Consider the following 950-nt stretch of genomic DNA (forward strand, 5'->3'; position numbering starts at 1 on the left):
TTGTATCTGCGACACAGACTGTGAAAGAGGAATCAATTACTGGAATGTACGGAACGGTGCCATGGACATGGGAAGCATCCAGCCGAACATTAACGTTTGGTGGTGGGGCTTTCCCCGTTTCAACCAATCCTTATCCTGCAAATATTCTAAGTGTACAAAAAGATGAAAGGCTAGAAGGAGCAACGATTCAAACTATAAAGTTTACAAAGCCTGTCGTAGGAAATCCGCAGTCATATGGTTTATTTCAAGATTTGAAAGGGCTTGAAACCATCCAGGGATTAGTACTATTAGATACCTCAAACGTGACCAATATGTTTAGTATGTTTTCCAATGCAAGTGGACTGACGAGTGTGGATGTAGGAAGCTGGGATACCTCGAAGGTGACTAATATGTCTAGTATGTTTTCCAATGCAAGAGGACTGACGAGTGTGGATGTGAGAAGTTGGGATACCTCAAACGTGACCGATATGGGTTATATGTTTTCCTATGCAAGAGGACTGACGAGTGTGGATGTAAGAAGTTGGGATACCTCGAAGGTGACCAGAATGTATAATATGTTTTCCGATGCAAGTCAACTGAAGAGCGTGGATGTAGGAAGTTGGGATACCTCAAAAGTGACCGATATGCGTTATATGTTTTACGCTTCAAGAGGACTAACGAGTGTGGATGTAGGAAGTTGGGATACCTCAAAAGTGACCGATATGCGTTATATGTTTTCCTATGCAATAGGACTGACGAGTGTGGATGTAGGAAGTTGGGATACCTCGAAGGTGACCAGAATGTATAATATGTTTTCCGATGCAAGTCAACTGACGAGTGTGGATGTAGGAAGCTGGGATACCTCGAAGGTGACCGATATGTCTAGTATGTTTTATGGAGCAAGTGGACTGACAAGCGTGGATGTAGGAAGCTGGGATACCTCAAACGTGACCGATATGACTAGGATGTTT

Annotated in this window: 1 protein-coding gene; it reads left to right on the top strand. The window is 43.2% G+C overall.

Annotated features, from left to right (window positions below):
• A partial coding sequence (locus PCORN_RS16740) for a BspA family leucine-rich repeat surface protein (RefSeq protein WP_036082706.1) occupies positions 1 to 950 on the top strand: 950 nt, incomplete at both ends.

The sequence above is a fragment of the Listeria cornellensis FSL F6-0969 genome (genome assembly GCF_000525855.1).
GTDB classification, from domain to species: domain Bacteria; phylum Bacillota; class Bacilli; order Lactobacillales; family Listeriaceae; genus Listeria_A; species Listeria_A cornellensis.